The organism is Limnohabitans sp. INBF002 (assembly GCF_027924905.1).
Lineage (GTDB): Bacteria > Pseudomonadota > Gammaproteobacteria > Burkholderiales > Burkholderiaceae_C > Limnohabitans.
The window spans coordinates 2,572,964-2,594,181 of sequence record NZ_AP027055.1 but is presented as its reverse complement, the minus strand read 5'-3'; the positions used below and the strand labels follow the sequence as shown (position 1 = coordinate 2,594,181).

The 21,218-nt window shown below is 57.4% G+C and carries 18 protein-coding genes and 2 pseudogenes; 13 read left to right on the top strand and 7 right to left on the bottom strand.

Annotated elements, in window-relative coordinates; translation table 11 throughout:
- The first annotated feature begins 106 nt into the window (after positions 1-106).
- From rpmH to lptC, 8 genes are all read left to right on the top strand, one after another.
- Positions 107-241, top strand: coding sequence for a 50S ribosomal protein L34 (gene rpmH, locus QMG15_RS12950; RefSeq protein WP_005798102.1), 135 nt, complete (start codon positions 107-109; stop codon positions 239-241).
- Positions 242-244: 3 nt separating this feature from the next.
- Positions 245-679: a ribonuclease P protein component gene (locus QMG15_RS12945; protein ID WP_281788926.1), complete on the top strand. Its 435-nt coding sequence runs from the start codon at positions 245-247 to the stop codon at positions 677-679.
- Positions 676-939 carry a membrane protein insertion efficiency factor YidD gene (gene yidD, locus QMG15_RS12940; protein WP_108359474.1) on the top strand — a complete coding sequence of 88 codons (264 nt, stop codon included), beginning with the start codon at positions 676-678 and terminating at the stop codon, positions 937-939. Before QMG15_RS12945 ends, yidD begins: the two co-directional genes overlap by 4 nt.
- The gene (yidC, locus tag QMG15_RS12935; RefSeq protein WP_281788924.1) at positions 936-2,639 is read left to right on the top strand and encodes a membrane protein insertase YidC; all 1,704 of its coding nucleotides are present in this window, start codon (positions 936-938) and stop codon (positions 2,637-2,639) included. The genes yidD and yidC overlap by 4 nt, the downstream gene beginning before the upstream one ends.
- Positions 2,640-2,710: 71 nt before the next feature.
- A complete protein-coding gene (mnmE, locus tag QMG15_RS12930; RefSeq protein ID WP_281788923.1) occupies positions 2,711-4,162 on the top strand; it encodes a tRNA uridine-5-carboxymethylaminomethyl(34) synthesis GTPase MnmE in 1,452 nt (483 codons plus the stop codon).
- Between the two features lie 26 nt (positions 4,163-4,188).
- Positions 4,189-5,202 carry a KpsF/GutQ family sugar-phosphate isomerase gene (locus QMG15_RS12925; RefSeq protein WP_281788922.1) on the top strand — a complete coding sequence of 338 codons (1,014 nt, stop codon included), beginning with the start codon at positions 4,189-4,191 and terminating at the stop codon, positions 5,200-5,202.
- A complete protein-coding gene (locus QMG15_RS12920) occupies positions 5,202-5,756 on the top strand; it encodes an HAD hydrolase family protein (protein WP_281788920.1) in 555 nt (184 codons plus the stop codon). The genes QMG15_RS12925 and QMG15_RS12920 overlap by 1 nt, the downstream gene beginning before the upstream one ends.
- Positions 5,753-6,400: an LPS export ABC transporter periplasmic protein LptC gene (gene lptC, locus QMG15_RS12915; protein ID WP_281788918.1), complete on the top strand. Its 648-nt coding sequence runs from the start codon at positions 5,753-5,755 to the stop codon at positions 6,398-6,400. Before QMG15_RS12920 ends, lptC begins: the two co-directional genes overlap by 4 nt.
- 67 nt (positions 6,401-6,467) lie before the next feature.
- Here lptC and QMG15_RS12910 read toward each other — a convergent pair whose 3' ends face one another.
- On the bottom strand, positions 6,468-6,899 hold the full coding sequence (locus tag QMG15_RS12910; protein ID WP_281788917.1) for an RNA-binding protein: 432 nt from the start codon (positions 6,897-6,899) through the stop codon (positions 6,468-6,470).
- Between the two features lie 194 nt (positions 6,900-7,093).
- Positions 7,094-8,296: an ammonium transporter gene (locus QMG15_RS12905; RefSeq protein ID WP_281788916.1), complete on the bottom strand. Its 1,203-nt coding sequence runs from the start codon at positions 8,294-8,296 to the stop codon at positions 7,094-7,096.
- A gap of 133 nt (positions 8,297-8,429) precedes the next feature.
- Here QMG15_RS12905 and QMG15_RS12900 point away from each other — a divergent pair.
- Positions 8,430-8,984: pseudogene (locus QMG15_RS12900) on the top strand (TMEM165/GDT1 family protein); the annotation flags it as partial.
- Positions 8,985-9,162: 178 nt separating this feature from the next.
- Here QMG15_RS12900 and gap (QMG15_RS12895) read toward each other — a convergent pair.
- From gap (QMG15_RS12895) to tkt, 3 genes are all read right to left on the bottom strand, one after another.
- Complete coding sequence (gene gap, locus QMG15_RS12895) at positions 9,163-10,161, bottom strand: type I glyceraldehyde-3-phosphate dehydrogenase (RefSeq protein WP_281788915.1); 999 nt, start codon at positions 10,159-10,161, stop codon at positions 9,163-9,165.
- A 141-nt stretch (positions 10,162-10,302) separates the two neighbouring features.
- Positions 10,303-11,310 (bottom strand): type I glyceraldehyde-3-phosphate dehydrogenase, encoded by a 1,008-nt coding sequence (gap, locus tag QMG15_RS12890; protein WP_281788914.1) that lies wholly within the window; start codon positions 11,308-11,310, stop codon positions 10,303-10,305.
- A 37-nt stretch (positions 11,311-11,347) separates the two neighbouring features.
- Positions 11,348-13,429: a transketolase gene (gene tkt / locus QMG15_RS12885; protein WP_281788913.1), complete on the bottom strand. Its 2,082-nt coding sequence runs from the start codon at positions 13,427-13,429 to the stop codon at positions 11,348-11,350.
- Between the two features lie 126 nt (positions 13,430-13,555).
- Between tkt and QMG15_RS12880 the strand changes: the two genes are divergently transcribed.
- From QMG15_RS12880 to QMG15_RS12865, 4 genes and pseudogenes are all read left to right on the top strand, one after another.
- Positions 13,556-14,404, top strand: a complete 849-nt coding sequence (locus tag QMG15_RS12880) for a nucleotidyltransferase family protein (RefSeq protein ID WP_281788912.1) — start codon at positions 13,556-13,558, stop codon at positions 14,402-14,404.
- Between the two features lie 32 nt (positions 14,405-14,436).
- Entirely contained in the window at positions 14,437-15,831 is a 1,395-nt protein-coding gene (locus QMG15_RS12875) for an aminopeptidase P N-terminal domain-containing protein (protein ID WP_281788911.1), read from the top strand.
- Between the two features lie 208 nt (positions 15,832-16,039).
- Positions 16,040-18,349 carry an NADP-dependent malic enzyme gene (locus tag QMG15_RS12870; protein WP_281788910.1) on the top strand — a complete coding sequence of 770 codons (2,310 nt, stop codon included), beginning with the start codon at positions 16,040-16,042 and terminating at the stop codon, positions 18,347-18,349.
- 148 nt (positions 18,350-18,497) lie between these two features.
- Positions 18,498-18,887: pseudogene (locus QMG15_RS12865) on the top strand (barstar family protein); the annotation flags it as partial.
- Positions 18,888-19,139: 252 nt separating this feature from the next.
- Here QMG15_RS12865 and rsmA read toward each other — a convergent pair.
- A complete protein-coding gene (gene rsmA / locus QMG15_RS12860; RefSeq protein WP_281788909.1) occupies positions 19,140-19,898 on the bottom strand; it encodes a 16S rRNA (adenine(1518)-N(6)/adenine(1519)-N(6))-dimethyltransferase RsmA in 759 nt (252 codons plus the stop codon).
- A 12-nt stretch (positions 19,899-19,910) separates the two neighbouring features.
- Entirely contained in the window at positions 19,911-21,212 is a 1,302-nt protein-coding gene (locus tag QMG15_RS12855; RefSeq protein ID WP_281788908.1) for a peptidylprolyl isomerase, read from the bottom strand.
- Positions 21,213-21,218: the final 6 nt, after the last annotated feature.

Genomic DNA, 21,218 nt, shown 5'->3' with positions numbered 1-21,218 from the left:
AAAGCAAAGCTAAAAAGAGTGTGGATAAAAGTCTGCAAGGGGGCGAAAAGTTTGAGATAATCATTGGTTTCCCTGATCTCTCAGGGCTTAGCTTTTTGGAAAAATCATGAAACGCACTTACCAGCCTTCTAAAACCCGTCGCGCCCGTACCCATGGCTTCTTGGTCCGCATGAAAACACGCGGTGGCCGCGCTGTGATCAACGCACGTCGCGCTAAAGGTCGCAAGCGTCTGGCTGTCTAATTTTTGACCGCTGAACAGGCCCGCGACCCAAGCGCCGTGGAACGTCTGAAACAGTGGTCAGAATTTCAGGCCGTCATGTCGGCAGGTTCTGTTGCACGTACGCCGCACTTTGTGCTGCACCAGTGGCAACCGTCTGCCAAAGCCTCTACAGGGTCTGGGTTTGAAGAAGCCCCGACCCTGTTTGTCGATGGCGTCTTGATGATGGGTGCGTTGACGCCCAAGCGTTGGGCTAAGCGCGCGGTCACGCGCAATTTAATTCGACGTCAAATTCATGCGGTTTCGCGTGACTTTGAAAAAGGCTTGATGCCCACCGCCTATGTGGTTCGGTTACGCGCAACATTTAACGCACAAAAGTTTGTCAGCGCGTCTTCGGATGCACTCAAGCAAACGGTGCGTGAAGAGCTCAAACAATTGTTTGGCAGAGTGAGTACACCATGATGCAGTCATTTTTAATGGCGTTGGTGCGTGGGTACCGCTTGTTCCTCAGCCCGTGGTTGGGGTCCTCGTGCCGATTTGAACCGACGTGCTCTGTGTATTCGTTGCAAGCTTTAGAAGTTCATGGTGCCGCGCGTGGCAGCTACCTGACATTGCGTCGCTTAGCGCGTTGCCATCCTTGGTGTGTGGGTGGACATGACCCCGTACCTCCCGCTTTGTTTACCTCTTTGACCTCTTCCAACTCCGGAAAGAAAACTTCATGAATGACATTCGCCGCACCATTTTGTGGGTGATCTTTGGCTTCTCCATGGTCCTTCTGTGGGACCAATGGCAAGTTCACAACGGTCACAAAGCCACATTTTTCCCAACACCTGCGCAGCAAGCGCAAGTGGCAGCAGCTTCGGCTGCCGCACCGCAAGCGGCGGGCGTACCAGCGGCTGTTGTGCCGCAAGGTACGGTGGCTGTGCCAGTGGTTGAAACACGCGCTGCCAGCAAAGAGTTGGTTCAAGTTGAAACCGATTTGTTCAAACTCAGCTTCGACACCGAAGGCGGCACGTTGGTCCGTGCCGAGTTGCTCAAGCATGAAGACGAGCAAAAGCCGGGTCACAAAATTGTGTTGTTGGACGACAGCAAAGACCGCATCTACACCGCACAAACGGGTCTGATTGCCAGCACCCCAGGCGTTGCATTGCCCACACACAAGACCTTGATGACCGTTCGCCCAGGCGCTCGCCAACTCAAAGACCGTGACAACGAGTTGTCCATCACGTTTGAGTCGGCCGCACAAGGCGGCGTGAAGTTGGTCAAGACCTACACCGTCAAGCGTGGCGCGTACGACATGGCTGTGAAACACGACATCGTGAACACGGGCACTCAAGACGTGGCACCGCAGTTGTATTTCCAATTGGTCCGCGATGGCAACAAGCCTGCAGGCGAGTCCTCGTTTTATTCCACCTTCACGGGCCCTGCGATTTACACAGAAGCCAAGAAGTACCAAAAGGTGGAGTTTGCCGACATCAAAAAGAAAAAAGTAGATGTTGAAAAACAAGCCAGCACCGGCTATATCGCCATGGTGCAGCATTACTTCGCGAGCGCATGGATCTTGCCTGATGGCATGAACCGTGACATCTCTATCGACGCGGTCGACATTGGTTCAACCATGGCCGATTGCTGCTACCGCGTGACGTTGATTGCGCCTTTGGAAGCGATCAAGCCAGGTCAAACCAAGAGCGTGGCCGCCACGTTCTATGCCGGCCCACAAGAAGAGAAAAAACTCGAAGCGCTCTACCCTGGCTTGGAGTTGGTCAAGGACTACGGTTGGTTGACCATTTTGGCCAAGCCTTTGTTCTGGTTGCTGCATCAGCTCAACAACATCTTGGGTAACTGGGGCTGGTCGATTGTCAGCTTGGTGGTTTTGCTCAAAGCGGCCTTCTACTGGTTGAACGCTCATGCGTACCAAAGCATGGCCAAGATGAAAGCCATCAATCCAAAAATCATGGAAATGCGCGAGCGTCTCAAAGACAACCCGCAACAAATGCAAGTGGAGATGATGAAGATTTACCGCGAAGAGAAGGTCAACCCCATGGGTGGTTGCGTTCCTATCGCGTTGCAAATCCCCGTGTTCATTGCTTTGTACTGGGTGTTGTTGTCGACCGTTGAAATTCGCAACGCACCTTGGGTGGGTTGGATTCACGACTTGTCGGCACCAGACCCTTATTTCATCTTGCCACTGTTCATGACATTGACAACGTTGCTGCAAACTGCATTGAACCCCGCACCACCAGACCCCATGCAAGCCAAGATGATGTGGATCATGCCGCTGGCTTTCAGCGTGATGTTCTTCTTCTTCCCTGCAGGCTTGGTCTTGTATTGGATCACCAACAACGTGTTGTCGATTGCACAGCAATGGCTCATCAACATTCGCATGGGCGTGCCACCGCAATTCAACTTGCCTAAGTTCTAACGTAGAAACTTGGTCAATCAAAAACCCGCCTCCTTCATCGGTTGGCGGGTTTTTTTCTGGACAATCTAGCCATGCTTGCTCAACACGACGCCCCCATCATCGCCATCGCCACCGCACCCGGTCGAGGGGCCGTGGGCATTGTGCGCGTGAGCGGCAAAAACCTCGGCGCTTTGATTCTGGCTTTGTGTGGTCGCGGACTCAAACCGCGTGAGGCCACCTACATGCCGTTGCCAGATGAAACCGGCGCGCCCATAGACCATGTGCTGGCCTTGCATTTTCCAGGCCCGAACAGTTACACCGGCGAAGACGTGTTGGAGCTGCAAGCACATGGTGGCCCAGTGGTGCTGCAACTTATCCTGGCGCGTTGCCTGCGCGTCGCGGCTTCGTTGAACGAACACGGCAAGCCTTTGCTTGGGGGCTTGCGCTTGGCGCAGCCCGGTGAATTTACCCAGCGTGCATTTTTGAACCACAAGCTCGATTTGGCCCAAGCCGAAGCGGTGGCCGATTTAATTGATGCCAGCACCGAAGCGGCAGCGCGCGGTGCCAGCCGTTCGTTAGCGGGGGCGTTCTCCAACGAAATTCATCAGTTACGTGATGCGCTCATCCACTTGCGCATGTTGGTTGAAGCCACGTTGGATTTTCCAGAAGAAGACATCGACTTTTTGAAGCAAGCCGACGCGCAAGGCCAGCTCAACCGCTTGCAACACAACCTTGCGCGTGTGATGGCGCAAACCAAACAAGGTGCGCTGTTGCGCGAAGGCATTCGCGTGGTCATTGCGGGCCAGCCCAACGCTGGCAAAAGCTCGTTGCTCAACGCCTTGGCGGGCGCAGAGTTGGCCATCGTCACGCCGATTGCGGGCACCACCCGAGACGTGGTGCAGCAAACCATTCAAATTGATGGCGTACCTTTGCATGTGGTGGACACCGCCGGTTTGCGTGAGCACCCCGATGTGGACGAGGTCGAGCGCATTGGCATTGCCCGCGCATGGGACCAAATTGGCAAAGCCGATGCCGTGCTCTTTTTGCACGATCTGACGCGCAAAGACGATGCGGCTTATGCCGCAGCCGATCTGCAAATCGAACAAACATTGCAAGGCAAACTAGACGCCCATGTGCCGGTCTTGCACTTATGGAACAAAGCCGATGCGAAAAGCATGGCTGCAACGCTGCCAAGCCAAGCAGGCACCGCTGATAGCCAGCAACAAGCCACACACCTCACCCTGTCGGCCAAGACAGGCGACGGCCTGCCCGCGCTGCGCCAACAACTGCTGCATCTGGTGGGTTGGCAAGGGGGCGGTGCCGAAGGCATGTTCATGGCCCGTGAGCGCCACGTACAAGCCCTGCACGAGGTGGACGAACACCTCATGTTGGCCAATGCCAGTCTCCAGGCCCAAGTGCCCGCACTGGACTTGTTGGCCGAAGAACTGCGCTTGAGCCAAAACGCACTCAACGCCATTACGGGTGAGTTCACTTCGGATGACTTATTGGGCGTGATCTTCTCTAGCTTCTGCATCGGCAAATAAGTCCACCCCACCGATAAAATGTGCGCATGACCCAAACCCATGCTCACGTCGCCAGCCCTGCTGCGCAGGTGGACGACCAGCGCATTTTGCAGCTGGCCCATGACACCCTCACCATCGAGGCAGACGCTGTGCGGCACTTGCGCGAAGGCTTGTCGCCCTCATTCGTGCAAGCCGTGCGTGCAATCCTCAAAGTCACAGGCCGCGTGGTCGTGATGGGCATGGGCAAAAGCGGCCATGTGGGTCGCAAGATCACCGCGACCTTGGCCTCCACAGGCACTGCCGCAATGTTTGTGCATCCCGCCGAAGCCAGCCATGGCGATCTCGGCATGGTCAAAGATTCGGATTTGGTGATTGCCATTTCCAACAGCGGTGAAAGCGATGAACTCGCTGCCATCCTGCCTGTGCTCAAACGTCAAGGCGTTCCTCTGGTGGCGCTCACCGGCGGCGCTCAGTCCACGCTTGCCAGCCATGCGGACATCGTGCTCAACACAGGCGTGCTCAAAGAAGCCTGTCCACTCAACTTGGCACCCACCGCCAGCACCACCGCACAAATGGCCATGGGCGACGCCTTGGCCGTTGCGCTGCTGGATGCGCGTGGTTTCAAGGCCGAAGACTTTGCCCGTTCACACCCCGGCGGCGCCTTGGGCCGCCGTTTGCTCACGCATGTGAGCGATGTGATGCGCAGCGGTGACGCCGTGCCAGGCGTGTTGCCCACAGCGACCTTCAGTGACTTGATGCGCGAGATGAGTGCCAAAGGTTTGGGCGCATCGGCCATCGTGGACGCGAACAAAAAAGTGTTGGGCATCTTCACCGATGGGGACTTGCGCCGCTTGATTGAAACAGGCACCGACATGCGTCAACTCACCGCGCAGCAAGTCATGCACGCCAACCCACGCACGGTGCGTTCAGGGGCATTGGCTGCTGAAGCCGCTGAGTTGATGGAGCTGCACCGCATCACCAGCGTTTTGGTGGTGGACGAAAAAGGCACCCTGTGCGGCGCGATCAACACCAACGACCTGATGCGCGCGAAAGTCATTTGATGAATACCTTTACCCCTGCGTTGAATTTTGAACCCGCGCTGCTGTTGCGCGCACAAGGCATACGCGTTGCATTTTTTGACGTGGATGGCGTGCTCACCGACGGTGGTTTGCTGTTTACCGAGAGCGGCGAAACCATCAAGCGCTTTTCTACCCTGGATGGCCATGGTTTGAAGATGCTGCAAAAAGTGGGCATCACACCCGCAGTCATCACGGGTCGCGACAGTGCGCCTTTGCGTGCGCGCCTCAAGGCCTTGGGCATCACGCACGTGCGTTATGGCACTGAAGATAAAGCGCCCGCCGCGCAAGAAATCTTGAACGAGCTGGGCCTGGATTGGTCACAAGCCGCACACATGGGCGATGACTGGCCCGACTTGGCTGTCATGACACGCGCGGCCTTTGCTTGCGCCCCCAGCAACGCACACATCGAAGCGAAAGCAGTTGCGCACTATGTGACGCAACGCGAAGGCGGGCACGGTGCTGCGCGCGAGTTTTGCGACTTGTTGCTGGTGGCCAGTGGCCGTTACGCCGAGTTGCTAAGAGGTTATCTCGCATGAGCACGGCTGCCCCTGTGTCGTTGGTGCTGCGCGTCCGCCGTGTGTGGGACCGCTTGGCGGTGTATCTACCGCTGTTGCTCATGGGCGTGATGGCCATGACCACCTATTGGCTGGTGCGCAACACGCCCACCATGGGTGAGCCAGAGCTCGAAGCCGCACCGCGCCATGTCCCAGACTATTTCATGCGAGATTTTTCAGTCAAGGTGTTTGGCGAAAACGGCAAACTCAAAAGCGAAATGATGGGTATTGAAGGTCGTCACTACCCCGATACCGATACCTTAGAAATCGACCAGCCACGCATTCGCATCGTGGGTGCCGAAGGCCGCATCACCACCGCCGTGGCTGCGCGTGGCCTCATCAATGCGGATGGTTCGGAGGCGCAGTTGTTTGACAAAGCGGTGGTCGTTCGTGAAGCCAGCACCGACGCCCAAGGTGTGGTGACGCCGCGCAGCGAATTGCAAAGTGATTTCTTGCACTTGTTTGCCAATACCGAACAAGTCCGTTCGCACTTGCCAGTTGTTTTGGTCCGTGGCGCAGGCGATCGATTTACAGCAGATGGCATGGACTACGACAATTTAGATCGTTTGATGCAGCTCACTGGGCGTGTGCGCGGCACATTGCAGCCGCCCAAAGAAAAAAAATAAGCGCATTCAAGCGCCCATGAAAAAAGGCTCCCGAGGGAGCCTTTTGATTTGCAGTGAAGCAGATCGATTAGTAGCTGCTGCCACCACCGAAACCGCCGCGACCACCACCGCCGCCTTCACGACGACCGCCGCCAGCACCGCCGCCGCCGTAGGGGCTACGGAAACCGCCGCCACCGCCGCCGCCTTCACGACCGCCACCACCGTAGCCGCCGCCGCCACCACCGAAACCGCCGGTGCGGGGAGGACGTGGCTCCATTGGGCGAGCTTCGTTCACCACGAGGCTACGACCACCCAAAGGTGCGCCGTTCATGCCTTCGACGGCTGCCAAAGCTTCGGCATCGCTGCCCATCTCGACGAAACCAAAACCTTTAGAGCGACCAGTGTCGCGCTCCATCATGACTTTGGCGCTAGTCACAGAACCGAACTGTCCGAAAGACTGCTCAAGATCGCTGTCGCGTACCGAATACGGCAAATTGCCGACGTACAGTTTATTGCCCATGAAAGGGACTCCTTAAAACACAAAAACAAAGCGATGGAGTCCCGAACCGAAACTGACCGATCACCAAATACAACCTTGCCCATGACGAGCATTTACAAGGTTGCGACCATTATGGAGCACAAGTTACCTAAATAACCAAGCGTTTACCTGTATTTAACAGGATTCATACCCGAAAAACGACAAATCGTGCCGCCTTACCAGCTGGCTTCTCGATCTGGAGACGCTGTGATCTTGTGAATCGTCAAGTCCGCGCCTTCGAATTCTTCCTCTTGGCTCAAGCGCAAACCGAGCGTCATCTTCAGCACGCCGTACACCACAAAACCACTGATCAATGCCCACACCACACCGAGCGCTGTGCCCGCCAACTGCGCCGTGAGATTGACGCCGCCCAAACCACCGAGCGCTTGCGTGCCAAAAACGCCAGCTGCAATACCGCCCCATGTGCCGCACAAGCCATGCAAAGGCCACACACCCAACACATCGTCAATGCGCCACTTGTTTTGGGTGAGCGTGAACATCACCACAAAAATGCCACCTGCCACAGCGCCCACCACCAAGGCGCCCATGGGGTGCATCAAATCAGAGCCCGCACACACTGCGACCAAACCCGCCAAGGGGCCGTTGTGCACAAAGCCTGGGTCGTTCTTGCCCGCAATCAGCGCCACCAACGTGCCGCCCACCATCGCCATCAATGAGTTGACCGCCACAAGGCCCGAAATTTTGTCGAGGGTTTGTGCGCTCATCACGTTGAAGCCAAACCAGCCCACGATCAAAATCCATGCGCCCAAAGCGAGGAATGGAATGCTCGAAGGGGGATGTGCAGAAATTGCACCGTCTTTGCGGTAGCGGTTGCTACGCGCACCGAGCAACAACACGGCGGGCAAAGCAATCCAGCCGCCTACGGCGTGAACCACCACGGAACCCGCAAAATCGTGGAACTCATCACCGGTCAATGCTTTGAGCCACGCTTGAAACCCGAAATGCTGGTTCCAAGCAATGCCCTCGAAGAAGGGATACACAAAACCAACAATGACTGCTGTGGCAATCAGTTGTGGCCAAAACTTGGCGCGTTCCGCAATACCGCCCGAGATGATGGCGGGAATGGCCGCCGCAAATGTCAGCAGGAAGAAGAACTTCACCAGCTCGTAGCCGTTTTTGTCGGCCAACGACTCAGCGCCGATCATGAAGCTTGCGCCATAAGCCACGCCGTAACCCACCACAAAGTAGGCAATGGTGGAGACACAGAAGTCCACCAAAATTTTCACCAGCGCATTCACCTGGTTTTTGCGGCGAACTGTGCCCAGTTCTAAAAATGCGAAGCCTGCATGCATGGCAAGCACCATGATGGCCCCGAGCAGAATGAACAAAGCATCTGCGCCCTGTTTGTGTGCGTCCATAAATCTATCCTTGGAAGGTTTGTCTTGTTTTGGTGCGTTTTTGCACCTATTTTTTCATTTGCACCGGATGTAAGCAAAAAATGCACCAAATGGTGCGAGTGATTTGAAAAACGACGCGCGGTACGATTGCCATATGGAAGCATTTTTGATCTCAACGGGCATCGTCGCCCTCGCCGAAATGGGCGATAAGACGCAACTTTTGTCACTGGTACTCGCGGCACGTTTTCGCAAGCCTTGGCCCATCGTGTGGGGCATCTTGGTGGCCACGCTGGCCAACCACGCTTTGGCTGGTGGGTTGGGCGCATGGGTGACCAGTCTCATGGGCCCCAACGTGTTGCGTTGGGTGTTGGGCGTGTCGTTCTTGGCCATGGCTGCGTGGATGTTGGTGCCCGACAAGTTGGACGACGATGACGCCGATGTGCAGCCTAAGTTTGGCGTGTTTGGCACCACGGTCATTGCCTTCTTCTTGGCCGAGATGGGCGACAAAACACAAATTGCCACCGTGATGTTGGCCGCTGAATATCAGTCGTGGTTGTGGGTGGTGGCGGGCACGACGCTGGGCATGATGCTGGCCAACGCGCCGGTGGTGTGGTTTGGCGAGCGCATCACGCGACTCGTGCCGCTCACCTGGGTCCACCGCATCAGCGCGGCGGTGTTTGTGGTGTTGGGTCTGCTGGTGTTGTTTGGCACAGAAGCGCCAGAGACGCACGGCAAGCCACACGGTGCTGCCGAACAAGTCGCGGTACCCAGTGAGCCTGCTTCTGCTGTGACAGCGCCAGCCGCATTCAGCGCGCAATAAAAAACGCCAGTGCTTTTTGAGCACCGACGTTGTTTGAAACACTCGGCACGCAAGGTGCCGGTGTGGCTTATTTGGCGATCACGCGCACCATCTCCAAACACTTGTTGGAGTAGCCCCATTCGTTGTCGTACCAGCTGACGATCTTGATGAACGTGCCGTCCAATGCCAAGCCTGCGTCCGCGTCAAACACCGAGGTGCAGGTCTCGCCGCGGAAGTCGGTGGAGACCACTTTTTCTTCGGTGTAACCCAACACGCCTTTCAAAGCGCCAAGGCTTTGGGCCTTCATTTCCGCACAAATTTCTTTGTAGGTGGCTTCGCTGTTCAGCTCAACGGTCAAGTCGACGACCGACACGTCCGACGTCGGCACGCGAAATGACATGCCCGTCAGCTTGCCTTTGACGGCAGGAATCACCACGCCCACCGCTTTGGCTGCACCCGTGCTGGAGGGAATGATGTTTTCCAAAATACCGCGGCCACCGCGCCAGTCTTTGTTGCTCGGGCCGTCCACCGTTTTTTGCGTGGCGGTGGTGGCGTGCACCGTGGTCATCAGGCCGCGCTTGATGCCCCATTTGTCGTTCAACACTTTGGCCACAGGGGCCAAGCAGTTGGTGGTGCAGGACGCGTTGGAGATGATGGGCTGGCCCGCGTAAGTCGTGTGGTTCACGCCATACACAAACATGGGTGTGTCGTCTTTGGAGGGGGCTGACAGCAGCACCTTCTTCGCGCCTGCGGCCAAGTGTTTTTCGGCGGTGGCTTGGTCTAGGAAAAGACCGGTGGCTTCGACCACCACGTCGGCGCCAATCTCATTCCACTTCAATGCGGCGGGGTCGCGCTCTTGGGTGAGGCGAATCTTTTTGCCGTTGACGATCAAGTGGCCGTTGTCCACCGACACCTCGCCTTGGAAGCGGCCGTGTACGCTGTCGAACTTGAGCATGTAGGCCAAGTAGTCGGGCTCTAGCAAGTCGTTGATGCCGACAACTTCGATGTCGTGAAAGTTTTGAATGGCGGCGCGAAATACCATGCGTCCGATGCGGCCAAAGCCGTTGATGCCGATTTTGATGGTCATGTCAGTCTCCTTAGATGGTTCAATTCTATGAAACTTTGTTACATGATTTCAAGATAATTTATGTATTTTTTTTACCTAACGAAAGCAGCAGGCAAAGAAAAAGCGCCCGAAGGCGCTTTTGTATCGCAAGGCTTGGAAGTCTTACTTCTTCTTCGCCACCACGCGAACCATTTCCAAGCACTGCTTGGCATAGCCCCATTCGTTGTCGTACCAAGCGACGATCTTGACGAAGTTCTTGTCCAGCGCGATACCGGCGGTGGCATCAAACACCGAAGCACATGGCTCACCACGGAAGTCGGTGGACACCACTTTTTCGTCGGTGTAGCCCAACACGCCTTTGAGCGCGCCTTCGCTTTGCGCTTTCATTTCAGCGCAGATTTCAGCGTAGCTGGCTTCGTTGGTCAGCTCAACGGTCAAGTCGACCACGGACACGTCAGAGGTCGGCACGCGGAAGGCCATGCCAGTGATCTTGCCTTTGATTTCTGGAATCACCACGCCCACGGCTTTGGCTGCGCCTGTGCTGGACGGGATGATGTTTTCCAAAATACCGCGACCGCCGCGCCAGTCTTTGCGTGACGAGCTGTCCACGGTGGCTTGGCTGGCTGTGGCAGCGTGCACGGTGGTCATCAAACCGCGCTTGATGCCCCATTTGTCGTTCAACACTTTGACCACGGGGGCCAAGCAGTTGGTGGTGCAAGAGGCGTTGGACACGATGGCCTCGCCCGCGTATTTCTTGTGGTTCACGCCGTAGACGAACATGGGGATGCTGTCTTTAGACGGGGCGGAAATGACCACCTTCTTTGCGCCTGCTGCGATGTGCATTTGGCTGGTGGGTTCGGTCAAGTAGTGGCCGGTGCATTCGAGCACGGTGTGAACGCCCATCTCGCCCCACTGCAGGTTGTGTGCATCGCGCTCATGTGAGAGCTTGATTTTTTTGCCGTTGACGATCAGCGCGTCGTCAGTGTGCTCCACCGTGCCATCAAAGCGGCCGTGCACGCTGTCGTACTTGAGCATGTAAGCCAAGTAGTCGGCGGGTTTGGGGTCGTTGATGCCGACGATTTGGATGTCGGTGTAGCCATGCTTGAGCGCAGCGCGCAAAGCCAGGCGACCGATACGGCCGAAACCGTTGATACCTAATTTGATGGTCATGTGGAGCCTTGAGGAGGAAGTTAAAAACCTAGGTGGCTCAAGCCTGCTTTTGCAGCGCGGCTTGAACGGTGTCGGCCACGTTTTCTGGCGTGAAACCGAAGTGTTTGAACAAAACAGGCGCAGGGGCTGATTCGCCGTAGGTGTCGATGCCGACCACGGCCGACACGCCATATTTCCACCAGCCATCGGTCGAGCCCATTTCCACCGCAATGCGGGGCACGCCTGCTGGCAACACGGCAGCTTTGTAAGCCACGCTTTGGCGGTCAAAAGTAGTGGTGCTGGGTACAGACACCACGCGCACGGCAATCTTGCGCTCGGCCAACAAAGCTTGCGCTTTCATGGCCAGTTGCACTTCAGAGCCGGTGGCCAAGATGACGGCTTGCGCCTTTTTCTTGATGCCGACTTCGCTTGGCTCGGCCAGCACGTAAGCGCCTTTGTTGATGGCGTCCAAGCCCGAAATGTCGCCAGCGGCTTCGGTGGCTTTGGTGGCCACCACGTCGCCCTTGGGCAAGTAAGGCAGGTTTTGGCGGCTCAGCAACAACGCGGTGGGCTTATTTTTGTTTTGCAAAGCCACAGCCCAAGCCACAGCAGTTTCAGCTGTGTCCGCAGGACGCCACACGTCGAGGTTAGGAATCAAACGCAGCGAGGCAGCGTGTTCGATGGACTGGTGGGTAGGGCCGTCTTCGCCCAAACCGATGGAGTCGTGGGTGAACACATGGATGATGCGTTGCTTCATCAGCGCGGCCATGCGGATGGCGTTGCGAGAGTAGTCGCTGAACGTCAAGAACGTGCCGCCGTATGGGATGAAGCCACCGTGCAAAGCCACGCCGTTCATGATGGCGGCCATGCCAAATTCGCGCACGCCGTAGTTGATGTGGCGGCCACCTTGGCCAGCTTCGTTCTTCACCACGTTCCCTGCCAAGTCAAAGCGCAGGTTGGGGGTGGATTTGGTGTTGGTCAGGTTGGAGCCGGTCAAGTCAGCGCTGCCACCCAAGAGTTCGGGCAAGGCGGCGGTGAAGGCTTCCAGGGCCAATTGGCTGGCCTTGCGGCTGGCCACTGTTTCGGCTTTGGTGTGGGCGCCGATGACGGTGTCGACCACGGTTTGTGCAAAGTTCTTGGGCAACTCGCCCGCCATGCGGCGCAGCAGTTCTTTGGCCAAGGCGGGGTGTGCAGCTTTGTAGGCGGCGAAAGCGGCTTTCCACTCGGCTTCTTGGGCCTTGCCTTTGGCAGCAGCGTTCCAGTCGGCGTACACCTCTTTGGGCATGTCGAACGGGGCGTGGTTCCAGCCGATGGCGGCGCGGGTCAAGGCGATTTCGTCGGCGCCCAAGGGTTCGCCGTGGGCTTTGGCCGTGTCAGCGCGGTTGGGGCTGCCTTTGCCGATGCTGGTTTTGCACACGATCAAGGTGGGCTTGGTCGTACTCAGCTTGGCGGTGGCAATCGCTTGGCTCACCACAGCAGCATCGTGGCCGTCGATGGGGCCGATGACTTGCCAGCCGTAGGCCTTGAAGCGCTCAGGCGTGTTGTCGGCAAACCAAGGGGCCACTTGGCCGTCGATGGAGATGCCGTTGTCGTCGTACAAGGCGATGAGTTTGTTCAGCTTCCAAGCGCCTGCGAGTGAGCACGCTTCGTGGCTGATGCCTTCCATCAAACAACCATCGCCCATGAAGGCGTAGGTGTGGTGGTCGACGATGTCGTGGCCTTCGCGGTTGAACTCAGACGCCAACAGCTTTTCAGCCAGCGCCATGCCCACCGCGTTGGTGATGCCTTGGCCCAAGGGGCCGGTGGTGGTTTCGACGCCAGGGGTCACGCCCACTTCGGGGTGGCCAGCGGTTTTGCTGTGCAATACGCGGAAGTTTTTCAACTCGTCCATCGGCAAGTCGTAGCCGGTGAGGTGCAACAGCGCGTAAATCAACATCGAGCCGTGGCCGTTGGACAGCACAAAGCGGTCGCGGTTCAACCACTGTGGGTTCTTGGGGTTGTGACGCAGGTGGTCGCCCCACAAAGCGACAGCCATGTCGGCCATGCCCATGGGCGCGCCGGGGTGTCCTGAGTTGGCTTGTTGTACAGCGTCCATTGCCAAGGCGCGAATTGCGCTGGCCATTTGTTGGGTGTTTGCCATGTCAGGCGGCTCCGATGGGGTGTGAGGGAAAACCACGATTTTAGCGAGCCTGCCTACCGCTGGCTGACCACGCGTGACAGATGTTTCATAAATACCCAGCGGCGGGGCTGGCTACACTGCGGCGTGATGACAAAACACCTCATTTCAGCCCCTTCAACTTCGCCTGTTGGCTCTGCGTCAGGCCTTGCCACGGGCCTACTTTTGGCAGCAGGCCGTGGTGAGCGCATGCGTCCCCTCACCGATGCCACGCCTAAGCCGCTACTGCCCGTGCGCGGCCAACCCCTGATGCAATGGGCCATGCAAGGCCTGCAGCGCGGCGGCGTAGAAAACTTGGTCATCAACACGGCTTGGCTGGGCGAGCAAATTCCTCAGCACTTTGGTGAGGTGTTTGAAAGCAACGGCCTTGCGCCCATGCACCTCCAATATTCGCAAGAAGGCGTGGACTTTGGCGGCGCATTGGAAACAGCAGGTGGCATTGCCCGTGCCTTGCCCCAGTTGGCAGATGTGTTTTGGGTGGCTGCGGGCGATGTGTTTGCCCCAGACTTTGTGTTTGCGCCTGAGGCCTATGCGCGCTTCACAGCCAGCCCCCAACTCGCTCACATTTGGCTGGTCCCCAACCCCGAACACAACCTAGGCGGCGACTTTGGTTTGTCTGCCGAGGGCTTGGCTTTGAATTTACCGAAGCTGGCGGTCGCAACAAGCGCTGATGCGCCTGTTATTGCCACTGCCGCAGCAGGCCAAGAGATGTCGCGCTACACCTTCAGCACCATCGCGCTTTACAAGCGTGCTTTCTTCGAAGCGGCTTGGTGTCCTATCCCCGCAGGAAATCCGGAAGGCGTGAAAGCCCCGCTGGCCGCCATGTTGCGTGCCGCCATGGACAATGGCGCGGTAAGTGCGTCGCTCTTCAGTGGCGCGTGGACCGATGTGGGCACGCCCGAGCGATTGGCAGCGTTGAACGCTGCATCTGTCAGCTGACACGTCAACATCACTTTAAAACTGAACGCGCCATGACCCAAGCCTCTGTTTCTCTTTACGCCGCTCGCCGCGCCCGCTTGGCTGCACAGTTGGGCGATGGTGGCGTGGCCATCATTCCCACGGCCCCCGAGCACGCGCGTAACCGCGACAGCGATTTCCCGTACCGCCACGACAGCTACTTTTATTACCTGACGGGCTTCACCGAACCCAACGCTTGGCTGGTGCTCGACGCCACGGGGCGCAGCACGCTGTTTTGCCAGCCCAAAGACTTGGAGCGCGAAATTTGGGACGGTTACCGTTTGGGGCCAAACGCCGCCGTGGCTGCACTGGGTGTGAGTGCCGCTGTGTCAGTGGCCGAGCTGGACAAACAGCTGCCTAAATTGCTGGAGAACCAACACACCGTTTGGTACCCGTTTGCCACGCACAAGGGGTTGGAAACCCGTGTGGATGGATGGCTCAACGCCGTGCGCGCCCGTGTGCGTTTTGGCGCGCAATGCCCTGCACAGCAGCGTGATGCTTGTGGCCCACTGGATGAGATGCGCCTCATCAAAGACGCGCATGAGCAAGACGTGATGCGCCGTGCAAGCGCTATCAGCGCGCGCGCCCATATCCTTGCCATGCAAACCAGCGCACGCATGTTGCGTGCGGGCCAAGACGTGCGCGAGTACCACCTAGACGCCGAGTTGCTGCATGAGTTCCGCATGCACGGCTCACAGTTTCCTGCCTACACCTCCATCGTGGCCGCGGGCGCCAATGCCTGCGTGTTGCACTACCGCGCCGATGCCGCGCCTGTGCGCGATGGCGAGTTGGTGTTGATTGATGCGGGTTGCGAGTTGGATGGCTATGCCTCCGACATCACGCGTACTTTTCCTGCGAACGGCAAGTTCACGGGCCCGCAGCGCGACCTCTACAACTTGGTGCTGGCCAGCCAAGACGCGGCAGTAGCGGCGACCAAAGCCGGTGCGCGTTTTGTGGACCCGCACGACGCGACGGTCAAAGTTCTGGCGCAAGGTTTGTTAGACCTCGGGCTGCTGAGCAAAACCAAGCACGGCACCGCGCAAGACGTGATTGAAAAGCGCGCGTATTTTCCGTTTTACATGCACCGCACCAGCCACTGGCTGGGCATGGATGTGCACGACTGCGGCAGCTATGTGGAGCCGTCTGAGTTGGGCCAAACCAGCGAGCGCAAAGACCCCTTGTCGGGCGAGACCATCGTCAACCGACCCAGCCGCATCTTGCGCGACGGTATGGTGCTCACCATAGAGCCTGGCCTGTATGTGCGACCTGCCGACGATGTGCCCGAGGCGTTTTGGAACATCGGCATTCGCATTGAGGACGATGCCATCGTGACAGCCGATGGCTGCGAGCTCATCACGCGTGGTGTGCCTGTGATTGCTTCGGAAATTGAAGCGTTGATGCGCGGTTAATTTCTTTGACGTACCGCCTCACATCCAAGCGGCGGCCAAAGCAAGTGACCGCTTAAGTTTGCTTTTGCGAATAAGTAAAAACCATTGCCACTTGTGTAAGCACATCCACGCATAAAGCGCCTTAGTCACAGGCCTAAAATGAAATCACAAGCCTAGGCGGTCGTGCTTTTGCAAAGCACGCCGCCTTTTGCATAACAAGGAGATTTCTATGGGTTCCAACCACTCTCACAACAGCGCCGAGGCACGTGCCGAACTGCGCCGCGCCGCGCTCGAATACCACGAGTTCCCCACCCCAGGCAAAGTGGCGATTCACGCCACCAAGCAGCTGGTCAACCAACACGATTTGGCCCTGGCCTATTCCCCTGGCGTGGCCGCACCTTGCGAAGAAATCGTCAAAGACCCGAACAACGCGTTCAAGTACACCAGCCGTGGCAACTTGGTGGCCGTGATCACCAACGGCACTGCCGTGTTGGGCTTGGGCGACATTGGCCCGCTGGCCTCTAAGCCGGTGATGGAGGGCAAGGGCGTTTTGTTCAAGAAGTTCGCCGGCATCGACGTGTTCGATTTGGAAATTGACGAGAAGAACCTCGACAAATTGGTCGACATCATTGCGGCCCTAGAGCCCACATTCGGCGGTATCAACCTCGAAGACATCAAGGCGCCTGACTGCTTCTACGTCGAGCGCAAGTTGCGTGAGCGCATGAAAATCCCAGTCTTCCACGACGACCAACACGGCACCGCCATCACCGTGGGCGCCGCCATTTTGAACGGCCTCAAAGTCGCGGGCAAAGACATCAAAACCGTCAAGCTCGTCACCTCAGGTGCGGGTGCTGCGGCTTTGGCTTGTTTGGGCTTGTTGCTCAAGATGGGCATGCCACGCAAAAACATTTACGTCACCGACTTGGCAGGCGTGGTCTACGAAGGCCGCACCGAGTTGATGGACGAAGACAAGATTCAGTTCGCCCAAAAAACCGATGCGCGCACTTTGAGCGACATCATCGAAGGCGCTGACGTGTTCTTGGGCTTGTCGGCTGGCGGCGTGTTGAAGCCAGAGATGGTCAAAAAGATGGCCTCAAACCCCATCATCATGGCCTTGGCCAACCCCAACCCCGAAATCACGCCTGAAGAAGTCAAAGCCGTGCGCGATGACGCCATCATCGCCACCGGTCGCAGCGACTATCACAACCAAGTGAACAACGTGCTGTGCTTCCCCTACATCTTCCGTGGTGCCTTGGATGCGGGTGCATCCACCATCACCGACGAGATGGAAATTGCCGCGGTGTACGCGATTGCCGAACTGGCGCAAGCCGAGCAAAGCGAAGTGGTGGCGGCGGCTTATGCGGGCGAGACCTTGGCCTTTGGCCCTGAGTACCTCATCCCCAAGCCCTTCGACCCACGCTTGATGATGAAGATTGCGCCTGCCGTGGCCAAAGCCGCTGCAGACAGTGGCGTCGCCACGCGCCCCATCAAAGACATGGAAGCCTACATTGAGAAGCTGCAAGGCTTTGTGTATGCCTCGGGCTCCATCATGAAGCCCATCTATGCCGCTGCCAAACGCGCCACCAAAAAGCGCGTGTGTTACGCCGAGGGCGAAGAAGAACGCGTGCTGCGCGCCGTGCAAATCGTGGTGGACGAGCGTTTGGCCAAGCCCACTTTGATTGGTCGCCCCTCCGTCATTGCCCAGCGCATTGAGAAATTCGGCTTGCGCCTGAAAGAAGGCGTGGACTATGACGTGGTCAACGTCGAGCAAGACCACCGCTACCGCGATTTCTGGCAAACCTATTACAAGATGACGGCTCGCAAAGGCGTGACCGAGCAGTTGGCCAAGATCGACATGCGTCGCCGTTTGTCGTTGATTGGCACCATGATGTTGCACAAAGGCGAGGTAGACGGCCTGATTTGCGGCACGTGGAGCACACCGCTGACTCATCTGAACTATGTGGACCAAGTGATTGGCCACCGCAAAGGCGTGAGCACCTACGCCGCCATGAACGGCTTGTTGTTGCCTGACCGCCAAGTGTTCTTGGTCGACACGCACATCAACTACGACCCCACCGCTGAGCAGTTGGCCGAAATCACGGTGATGGCCGCTGAAGAAATGCGTCGCTTTGGTATCCAGCCCAAGGCCGCTTTGTTGTCGCACTCCAACTTTGGCAGCAGCGATCAGCCCTCCGCCCTCAAAATGCGCGAAACCTTGGGCTTGGTCAAGAAAAAGGCGCCTTGGCTTGAAATTGATGGCGAGATGCACGGCGACGTGGCGCTGGACGGCCATGTCCGTCAGGCCCAAATGCCTGACAGCTCCTTGATTGGCGATGCCAACTTGCTGGTGTTGCCGAATCTGGACTCGGCCAACATTGCCTACAACCTGCTCAAGACAGCGGCTGGCGGCAACATTGCCATTGGCCCCGTGCTGTTGGGTGCTGCCAAGCCCGTGCATATCTTGACCGCGAGCACCACGGTGCGCCGCATCGTCAACATGACGGCCTTGACCGTGGCGGATGCCAGCGCGGTGCGTTAAGCGTTTTCCCTAGCCTAAATTAACCTTTTTAGGTTAAATAACCCTTCAAGGGCCCCCCAGTAATGGGAGGGCCCTTGCTTTTTTGTTTCAATTCGAAGACACTTGCGCTTCCAAATTTCGGGTTAACCCGAACACGAAACGAATACTTATGCCATTGCGTACCGTCAAAACAAATATTGTTCAGTCTATCCGTGCATTCCGCGTGCCTGATTTACAAGAAGCTGCCCAAGGTCTGGGCCACCACTTTTTGTATGTCAACTTGGCCCAAGCCCAAAGCAAACAAGACATCTTGGACATCATCTCCAAAGAGTTCAACTTGTCGGCTTCAGCCAGCAAGAACTTTGATTCTCTGTACGACGGCATGACCGATCCTCTGCACAAGTCTGGCCCACAGCCTGGCTTTATCTTGGTTTTGGAGCACATCCCTGCCCATGCCAAGTTTGACAAAGAAGCCCGCGAACAGCTGTTGGACATCTTCCGCGAAGCCGCAGACTACTGGTCTGACCGCAAAGTGGCGTTCCGCTGCTTCTACTCGTTCTCTGTGGCCCGTGCGCCTTCTGCTGAAAAAGTAGGCGTGTCGCCCGAAGGCATCGAGCTGTTGGAAGAAGGCGAAAAAATGCCAACCGACAAGTTGGTGGACGTGTCGCCCATGGCTTTGCGCATGAGCAGCCCCTTCAACGCAGGCTACTGGCAAACAGCGGCTTAATTGGCAGGCCGCCTTTCAGGCGGCACCAAAAACAAAACCCGTCGCAGGTGACTGCTGACGGGTTTTTTGTGGGCGCTTCGGTCTTTACAGACGCTGCACCAACGCCACATATTCGGCTACCGGCACTTCTTCCGCGCGGCGTTGCACATCAAAGTGCCCTGCAAAATTACGCGCTTCTAGCCAGCGGCCCAAGGTGTGGCGCAACAGTTTGCGGCGTTGGCTGAACGCCGTTTTCACCATTTCTTCCATCAGCTTGACGTTGATTTTGGGCGGCTCCGCCAAGGGCACCATACGCACCACAGCGCTGTCCACGCGCGGTGGCGGATCGAACGATTCAGGCGGCACAAACAACACGTTTTCCATGTCGTAACGCCATTGCAGCATCACACTCAGGCGGCTGTAGTCGCCGCTGCTGGGCGTGGCGACCATGCGGTCAATCACTTCTTTTTGCAGCATGAAGTGCTGGTCTTGCACCACGGCCACGTGTTCAAGCAGGTGGAACAGAATAGGCGACGAGATGTTGTACGGCAGGTTGCCCACCACGCGCAGTTTGGGCACCTTCAAATCAGCGGCCAGTTGGGTGAAGTCCACGCGCAGCACGTCGGACTCAATCACGTTCAGGTGCGGATGCTCGCGCAGGCGCACGGCCAAATCGCGGTCCAGCTCAATGACGTTGAGTTGACCCAAGCGCTCCACCAAGGGCTGCGTCAAGGCGGCCAGACCGGGGCCAATTTCGACCATGGGGTCGCCAGCTTGTGGGTTGATGGCATCCACGATGCCTTCAATGATGGCGCCGTCGGTTAAGAAGTGTTGGCCGAAGCGCTTGCGTGCAATGTGTTTCAAAGTGGGCTCTGTTTATTGCGGTGCGTCGCGGTATTCCACATAGGCGCGGCCACGCACTTCTTGTGCCCACAACTGGTAGGTCTCATCAAACTTTTTCTCGCGCAGGTTGTTGCGTGCCATGTCACGCAGCTCGCGTTCGCTGATGGGGGCTTCGCGGCGCTCCAGCACTTGAATCAGATGCACACCAAAGCGCGAGATGGTGGGGTCAGCCATTTGGCCGGGTTGCAGCTGGTTCATGACTTCTTCAAACTCAGGCACAAACATGCCCGGAGAGACCCAGCCCAAGTCGCCGCCTTCTGGGCCGCTGCCGTCTTGCGAGTGTTCACGGGCAAGTTTGGCAAAGTCGGCTTTACCCGTTTCGATTTGGCGTTTGTATTCAGCCAACTGCGCACGTGCCGTGGTTTGGCTGAGCTGGCCGCCTGGGCGCAGCAAGATGTGGCGGGGGTGGGTTTGTGTCACGGTGATCACACTGCTGGCACGTTTGGTGACCACCTTCAACACATGAAAGCCGGCACCTGAACGCACAAGCGTTGCATCGCCCACGTTCATATTTTTGATGGCATCCACAAACAGCGTTGGGTAACGGCTGGCAGCGCGCAAGCCCATTAAGCCGCCTTTGTCGCGCTCCGCACCATCAGAAAATTCTTTGGCAACACGCGCCAAGTCATCGCCGCGCTTGACGTGTGCCAATGCGGTTTGGGCTTTGGTTTGAAGCGCGGCCACTTCTGCGTCGCTGGCTTTTTCTGGAATGGCAACCAAGACGTGGCCAAGTTCAATGTCGGGGTTGGTGCCCACGCTGGCGTTTTGACGCTCGCGAATCGCTTGGTCAATCTCCACATCGCTGACACGAATTCGGCTGGGGACATTGCGCTCGGTCAGGCGCTGCAGGGTGAGTTGTTCAAGCAGGTTTTGACGCAAACGCGCCACGCTGGAGCCTTCGGCTTTTACTTTTTTATGCAGGGCATCTACGCTGAGTTGGCTTTGCGCAGCCAAGCGTTGCTCGGCTTGCGTCACCGCCTCGTCTTCTACAGTGACGCCGGCTTCTTTGGCGTGTTGCAACAAGGCTTTTTCAACAATCAAACGTTCTAAGGCGGCTTTGAGCAGGGCGTCACCTTGGGGCACGGGGCGACCCTGTTGCTTGAGCTGGTCGCGCAACTGCGGCGCGCGCAAGGCCACGTCGTGGTTGGTGATGGGCACCGAGTCGACGACGGCCACAATGAAGTCGCGACCATTGACGGCGCTTTGCGCTGCGACAGACACTGTCCACGCCATCAAGGCCCACACAAGGTAAGAACGGGGTTTTGAAAAGAACATGGTCAT